The following is a 6,865-nucleotide window of genomic DNA, read 5'->3' as shown; positions in this document are numbered from 1 at the left end:
TTTTTTTTCGGTTCATTTGGGAAATTTTTAAATGATTCTAAAAAGTTAATTGACAACAATATTCAATTGTTTAAATCCCGCTTTTTTTACTAAGATTTAGGCAATAATTTGGTTACGGCTTAAGGATAATTTTGTTAGGGTTTCCAGACAATCAAAATTTATTGACAATAACCTGCAACTGTTGTCGGGGTTGTTGGGATGCACGCCCCCTCTCCGCGCAACAACGAGCGCAACATAACCCAAAGTCTATGGTTTCGTTACAAAATCTATATTTTCTTCTATATAAGCATTTTAGATATTGTCACAAAATTAAAAACGGTCTAAGATAGAGACATCGCAACGTTAGGAGTTGAATGAATATGCACGGAAGAGGAGGATGTCGTCACGGTGCCGGACGTCCGGGGGCTTGGAGACACGGGCAAACCCAAACCATTCGCGTACCGATGGCGCTGAAAGAACAGTTGCTCGAAATTACCCGACTGTTGGATAATGGGGAGACGGTGGGCTTTGCAGAAAACGACCTACAAGCGTTAATAAATCGTTGGCAACAAGAATGTAATGCAGCTTCGCCCGATGCGGTAGAATGGCAAAAAGTCCGTCAACTTTTGGCAGAACTTCAGCAGGTTTTATTGACATCAAGCCTTGAGTCGGGATGCGGAAACCGCAAGGGTCACAGAGGTCAAGGTCACTGTCACGGACACAATCACGAAGTTGTTGAAACACCGATTATTTAATCCGCAGTTTGTTGATCCCCCCTTCCCCCCAATCCCCCCTTGATCCCCCCTTAAAAAGGGGGGTGGGGGGGTGGCGTAGCCGGGGGGATTTTCAGGGGGGTTAGGACAGGGAAGGGGTTAGTTTTTAGTCGCTCTTAAAATTAAAATTCTGTTTGCCGTCCTCATTTTTGGAGTTGCTATCCGATTATGAATGAATCCGAAAACGAATATCAATTAAAGATACTAGATATGGCGGCTAATCTTTGTTTGGATAAAATCGCCACTCCTACGGATGAAAATTTAATATTTATGGAATCTAATGTTGATAAAATTGTTTGGGATATGGCGACCGAAATCTATCAACAGAGCGGTTTTAAAGCAGATTTGGCTAGGGTGAGGGATATCGTTATTTCTCGCCTTGAAAAGATGAGGTATCAAATTCAGCTTGAAGCCGAACGAAAAGCGGTAGAAGAAGCCAAACGTTTATCCGAGTTGCAAGAACAAGCCGAACAAAAAGCGGTAGAAGAAGCCAAACGTTTATCCGAGTTGCGAGAACAAGCCGAACAAAAAGCGACAGAAGAAGTTAAACGTGAACCCGAGTTGCGCCAACAAGCCGAACAAAAAGCGGCAGAAGAAGCTAAACGTGAAGCTGAGTTGAAACCCGAAATTTTTCTCCAACTACGAAGGGTATTGGCTGAACAATTAGGATTCGATGAAGAAGATGTAAATTTAGACAGCCAGATTGAATATGATTTAGGTGCAGATTGGGCGGATCGTACCGAAATTCCTATGGCTATAGAAGAGGAATTTGAAATTGAGATATCAGACGAAGAAATAGAAAAAATTCACTTTCCAGCTTGCACAGTTCGAGAATTATTCGATTATCTTTATCTGAAGATTAACGACACTACAGAAATAGGGAAGTTAGAAGCCAAGCGTTTAGCCAAGTTGCGAGAACAAGTCGAACGAAAAGTGGCAGAAGCCAATGGTTTAGATGAGTTGCGAAAACAAACCGAAGGAAAACTGGCAGAAGCCCAACGTTTAGCCAAGTTGCGCGAACAAGCCGAAGGAAAACTGGCAGAAGCCAAGCGTTTAGCCGAGTTGCGAGAACAAGCCGAACGAAAAGCCGCAGAACAGGCTAAATGTGAAGCCGAGTTACGAGAACAAGCCGAACAAAAAGCGGCAGAAGAAACTAAACATTTAGATGAGTTGCAGAAACAAGCTGAACAAAAAGTGGCAGAAGAAGCTAAACGTCTATCCGAGTTGCAGAAACAAGCTGAACAAAAAGCGGCAGAAGAAGCTAAACGTTTAGACGAGTTGCAGAAACAAGACGAAATTTTTCTCAAACTACGAAGGGTATTAGCCGAAGAATTATTAGTCGATGAAGAAGAGGTAAAATTAGATAGCGATATTGAATACGATTTAGGTTTAGGTTCACGTAGTACATATGGATTGGATTATGGATTAGATCATATAGAACTTGCTATGGCTATAGAAGAGGAATTTGAAATTGAGATACCAGACGATGTAGCAGATAAAATTGGCCTTAAAGGCTACAGCCGTTCAGCTTGCACAGTTAGAGAATTGTTCAATTATCTTTATCAGAAGATTAACGACACTACAAAAACAGAATAGAATCTGTTCTGCGTTCTGGTAATCCTCCAACTACAGCAATGGTGTCCCACAAACGAGCAACTTGTCAACCCGTGCGATGGCTCTTATCGCAGTGGGTGGGGGTCGAGAGGGGAGGGGGAGAGGTGAGAGGGTTAGCCAGAGGTAGGAGAGGGTTAGCCAGAGGTCGAGACGGAATGGGGGGAAGGGGGGATAAAATCTTAAGATAATCCTGAGATTTGCAACACCCTTGAGTTTTGCTCGCCGCCTGTGCTTAAATGATAATCTGGGGAAAAGTTAGCTGGCGATCGCAATTCGATAAAAACAAAATTGTCAAGGCGAGAAGTTTCTCCAGATTTGACGCAGGTACTTGGCGGAGGATAATAAATGTTAACTCAAAATCAGGGTCGGTTGGCAATTGTTGAGCGCATCAGAACCGCTTACCAAAATAACCCCACTCGCACGATAGCAATTGGTGTCGGAGTTTTAGTCTTAACTCCTGCGGTTATTCCGTTACTCAAACCCGTTGCGAAAGCAGCGATAAAAGGCGGGGTTTCGATGTACGAAAAAACCAAAGCTGCGATGGCCGAAACGGGCGAAGTGTTCGGAGATATCGTTGCCGAAGCCCAAGCCGAAGTCGCCGCCGAAGCTGAACAAAAAGCGGCTTTATTATCTAACCACAGCAGCCCGAAAAACTAAGGAATTTTATCGGCAGATGTCGTCGAATTGTTGTTAGGATTAAACCCATTTTGTTCGATGTCTATTCGGGTTTGTTTGGTTTCGTGATAAACGGATAACCCTTGTTTAATGGCAGCTTTTAGCAAGGGTCGTCCCAATTTAGTTGCCGCCGGAACCACAATGGTTCCCAAAACAATCACCCCAATTCCGGCTAAGGCGAGTTGATTGTTGGGGTTTTCGTCTTCGAGAATTTCTCGCAAATGAAGTGACAAAACAGACCGATCCCAATGAATTAGAGACATAATTGCTCTCCTAATATTTTATCAACAATTCAACCCAAAAATTTGATGATTTTAACGAGAAGTTGAACCTCCACCTTCAAACTGATGTTGAACTAACGGACGCAAACTATTTAAACCCGCAGCAATAGCCGAACCGTTGTGAATTGCGGTGGCAATTAATGGGTTTAAACCGATAGCAGAAGCCAACCCCAAAGCAATTAAATTCGGGGCGACAACAAGTAGGGTATTTTGGTCAATTAAATTGCGAGTTTCCTTGGCAATGGTGATCGCCTGTAGTAAACTACTAATATCATTATTCATCAACACAATATCAGCCGTTTCCCTCGCCACATCGGAACCGTCTTCAAAAGAGACCGAAACATCCGCATAAGCTAACGCCACCGAATCATTTAACCCATCGCCAACAAACGCTACAGTTCGCCCGGAACGATGCAAATCTCGAACAATTTTTGCTTTTTGTTCGGGGAAAGCTTCCGCGTGAACTCGCTTGGGTGGAATGTTCAATTCTTCTGCAACTAAATCCGCCCGTTGACGGCTATCTCCGGTTAACAAATGAATCTCCATTCCGTAGCGGTTTTGTAATTCTTCAATTAACTCTAAACTTTCAGGACGCAAGGGGTCAGCATATTGTATCGCCCCCTGCAATTGACCGTTACAGGCGACATATATTAACGACATCCAAGCGGAATTTTCGGGCGAATTTTCGGTATCGGGTTGATCTAATCCTTCCAAACTAATCCCCTCTTGGGTCATAAATCTCCCGCTTCCCACCAAGACTTTTTGACCTTCGATTTCCGCCCGAATTCCCAAACCAACTTCATAATTCCAATCCACCCGGGGCGGTATTTCTATGTTTTGTTCTTGGGCGTAACGTACAATTGATTCTGCAACCGGATGAGTAATTCTTTGTTCGCTTGCTGCCGCATATTTTATCACGTCTTTTGCCGACATTCGCCCGGAAATTGTTTTCACCCCAACGACTGAAATATTACCTTGAGTTAGGGTTCCGGTTTTATCAAAAACAATGGTATCGAGTTCGGCTAATTGTTCTAAGGTGCGTCCGCTTCTAACTAAAATACCGTGTCGGGTGGTGTGGTTTAAAGCGCCTAAAAAAGCGGTGGGAATAGACACTCGAATTCCGGTGACAAAATCGAGGGTTAATATTGATGCGGCTCGGGCGGGGTCACGGGTGGCGGCGAAGACAATTCCTGCTAAAATAAGCGAAGGTACGATCAGGCGATCGGCAAGTTGAGCGGCATAGTTTGCCATGCGGGTATCGTGAACGGGCGCTTTTTCCAACAGTTCTAAACTCGCCGCAGCCCGGGTTTTTTGACCGATACGTTCGGCTTTGATGTGCAGAGAACCCGAACGAAGCAGGGTAGAGGCGTAGACAAAGGTGCCGTTTTCTGCAACAATAGGCATGGATTCGCCTGTGAGTTGCTGCTGATCGACGACGGCTTTTCCTTCTATAACAACCCCATCAACGGGTATTTGTTCGCCGGGATAGACGAAAACGATTTCTCCGGGTTCTACTTGGTCGCTCGGAATTGATTGTTTTTCGTCGTTGCGTTCGACCCAAGCGAAGCGTCCAATCGTATCAAGTAGGTCTGCGGTTTGGTGTTCGGTGGAACGGGCGGTTTGTTCGCGGATGACGTCGCCGAGTTCGTGCAGGGTGAGGACGAGGGCTGGTGTAACGAGTTTTCCTTGCGCTCCTCCCAAGCTTAGGGCGAGTAAGTCTAAGCAGTCAATGTTGAGTTTTTGCTTGACAAATAGGCTGTAAAATGCACGTTGGGCGACGGGAAAAGTAACGATCGCCAGAGAACCCCAAGCAAAAGGACGCAGCCACGCCAACCGGGTTGCACTGCTGAGGAGGGCCAAAACGGTGGCTCCGGTTGGGGCGATGAGGCTGGACCATTCTCCCTCGTTGTCGGCCTCGTTGGGTTCGGAAGTTTCCGCCAAAGAAGAATTTGAGAGATCTTCAACGGTAATTGTGGTTCCGGCTTGTTGGATGAGGTTTGATAATCGAGAATAAATCTCAATATCTTTCAAACCGTCATGTTGATAATAAATCGCAACAGAAGCGGCCGCACGGTTAATTCTAACTTGAATAACGTCCGGTTCCGATTGCAAAACTTTCTCTAATATTTCCGCATAATAGTTATCGGAATTGAGGCGATAAACCCGAAATCTCACCCGTCCCGGCACCGCATGAACTAAATAGGGCGCAGGTTCGATGAAGCCTTCTGATTTGATGATCGCCCCATTGGTGTCAGAAAGGGAAATGAATTTATGATTCGTTGCTGTCATCGCTAGTTACCCCTGATGGTGTAGTAAGGCGCGAGTTGGCGGGTGTTTCTGGGTTGAGGGCGCTGTCAATTAAGTTCATTAACCGCATTCCCAATTCCCAGTCACTCATGCCTTGAGTGGTATAATTAATTGTAATTGACGCCGCCGCCCGATTAATCCGAATGTTAATAATTTGTTCTTCTTCTGAGAGGATTTGTTCGAGGCGTTGGGTCAAATCTGCATCGGTGGCTAAACGGGAAATTCTTAAGCGAATTCTTCCGGGGATTGAGTGAACAATGGTATACTCTGAATCGAAATTATTTTCTGTATAATTTTCTGCCGAATCGCTGATATTTTCCGTTTCAGGTGTTACCAAATGAGACTGGTTTTTCAGGTGCGTCAGAATTTGACGAAATAGGCTGGCAATGATTAAATTGGCTAACAGGGCTTGGGCGCCTTTCAGTTGAAAGCGGGAAGTGACAACTATCCCGACAACAACAGGTAAAATCGCCTCAATTTCCCCATGTTCTTGTAGAAAATCTCCGATGCGAGTTTCTGTATTGTTAATGGGAATGGAACTGACAGAATTTGAGGATGTTGTGGTCATATTACGTTAACCCTTCTCGCTCTCTGATTATACCATCAAAAAGGAAGTTTTTTCTCTTTTTTTAAGTTTTGTTCTCAAAAGATGATTTTGAGATCCGAGAAGGATTAACGCGCATTATACAGCAGGTTCACAGAATCAGGATACAGACCAAACCTCTACTCTACTGGGTTGTTTAAATCCGATTGGAATTGTTATTCCCGACTCCAAGAGCGATCGCGATGAATCTATGGAAATTATAAAAATTTTGGCGATCGCGAATCTTAACCTGCATAGGTTCAAATTGTCCCGGACTAGATGAAAATGGAACGTTGAGGACAATCAACTTTGAATGTCAATCCTAAGAACTCAAGTTTTAAATTTACAAGCCGTTAGTCCTCTCTCAACGTTGCTCAATTTAAACTCTGCTTGCTCGCCTGTGAGAATCTAGGAAATCAAACCCTCTTTTGAACGGTTAACTCAATGGCTGGAAAATATTTATGCAGCCGACTGGCAACCTGTTGAACAACTTTTGGGGAACCGAAAACCTATTTTTCCGATGTGTTGGAGAACAAATAGCACAACCCAGAACTTATCCTCACAAAAAACAATAGACAGAATTCTAAAAACATTACACATGAAGCGATTATAGAATAGTTTAGGGGTTGATTAGCGGCATAAGTTAATCAACT

Annotated in this window: 6 protein-coding genes; 3 read left to right on the top strand and 3 right to left on the bottom strand. The window is 44.2% G+C overall.

Going from position 1 to position 6,865, the window contains the following annotated elements; all coding sequences use genetic code 11:
- The first annotated feature begins 359 nt into the window (after positions 1-359).
- The 3 genes from L8106_RS23535 to L8106_RS23525 all read left to right on the top strand — a co-directional run bounded on the left by L8106_RS23535 (position 360) and on the right by L8106_RS23525 (position 3,023).
- Positions 360-734, top strand: coding sequence for a hypothetical protein (locus L8106_RS23535; RefSeq protein WP_009786989.1), 375 nt, complete (start codon positions 360-362; stop codon positions 732-734).
- A gap of 186 nt (positions 735-920) precedes the next feature.
- Complete coding sequence (locus tag L8106_RS29920; protein WP_009786988.1) at positions 921-2,348, top strand: phosphopantetheine-binding protein; 1,428 nt, start codon at positions 921-923, stop codon at positions 2,346-2,348.
- Between the two features lie 363 nt (positions 2,349-2,711).
- Entirely contained in the window at positions 2,712-3,023 is a 312-nt protein-coding gene (locus L8106_RS23525) for a DUF5132 domain-containing protein (RefSeq protein WP_009786987.1), read from the top strand.
- Here L8106_RS23525 and L8106_RS23520 read toward each other — a convergent pair.
- From L8106_RS23520 to L8106_RS23510, 3 genes are read right to left on the bottom strand one after another with little or no spacing between them, the layout of a single operon-like run.
- Positions 3,020-3,304 carry a hypothetical protein gene (locus L8106_RS23520; protein WP_009786986.1) on the bottom strand — a complete coding sequence of 95 codons (285 nt, stop codon included), beginning with the start codon at positions 3,302-3,304 and terminating at the stop codon, positions 3,020-3,022. The genes L8106_RS23525 and L8106_RS23520 overlap by 4 nt on opposite strands.
- Before the next feature lie 51 nt (positions 3,305-3,355).
- Positions 3,356-5,611: a heavy metal translocating P-type ATPase gene (locus L8106_RS23515; protein WP_009786985.1), complete on the bottom strand. Its 2,256-nt coding sequence runs from the start codon at positions 5,609-5,611 to the stop codon at positions 3,356-3,358.
- Complete coding sequence (locus L8106_RS23510) at positions 5,592-6,197, bottom strand: HMA2 domain-containing protein (RefSeq protein ID WP_009786984.1); 606 nt, start codon at positions 6,195-6,197, stop codon at positions 5,592-5,594. Before L8106_RS23510 ends, L8106_RS23515 begins: the two co-directional genes overlap by 20 nt.
- Between the last annotated feature and the right edge of the window lie 668 nt (positions 6,198-6,865).

Origin of the sequence: Lyngbya sp. PCC 8106, from assembly GCF_000169095.1 — a bacterium.
Classification (GTDB): Bacteria; Cyanobacteriota; Cyanobacteriia; order Cyanobacteriales; family Microcoleaceae; genus Capilliphycus.
The sequence above is the reverse complement of the archived record's forward strand: the minus strand, read 5'-3'. Positions and strand labels throughout refer to the sequence as shown.

What these genes read in the sequence shown, in the direction of transcription:
- L8106_RS23510 (WP_009786984.1), bottom strand. Translation starts at nt 6,197, where the DNA reads ATGACCACAACATCCTCAAATTCTGTCAGTTCCATTCCCATTAACAAT.
- L8106_RS23535 (WP_009786989.1), top strand. Translation starts at nt 360, where the DNA reads ATGCACGGAAGAGGAGGATGTCGTCACGGTGCCGGACGTCCGGGGGCT.
- L8106_RS23525 (WP_009786987.1), top strand. Translation starts at nt 2,712, where the DNA reads ATGTTAACTCAAAATCAGGGTCGGTTGGCAATTGTTGAGCGCATCAGA.
- L8106_RS23520 (WP_009786986.1), bottom strand. Translation starts at nt 3,304, where the DNA reads ATGTCTCTAATTCATTGGGATCGGTCTGTTTTGTCACTTCATTTGCGA.
- L8106_RS29920 (WP_009786988.1), top strand. Translation starts at nt 921, where the DNA reads ATGAATGAATCCGAAAACGAATATCAATTAAAGATACTAGATATGGCG.
- L8106_RS23515 (WP_009786985.1), bottom strand. Translation starts at nt 5,611, where the DNA reads ATGACAGCAACGAATCATAAATTCATTTCCCTTTCTGACACCAATGGG.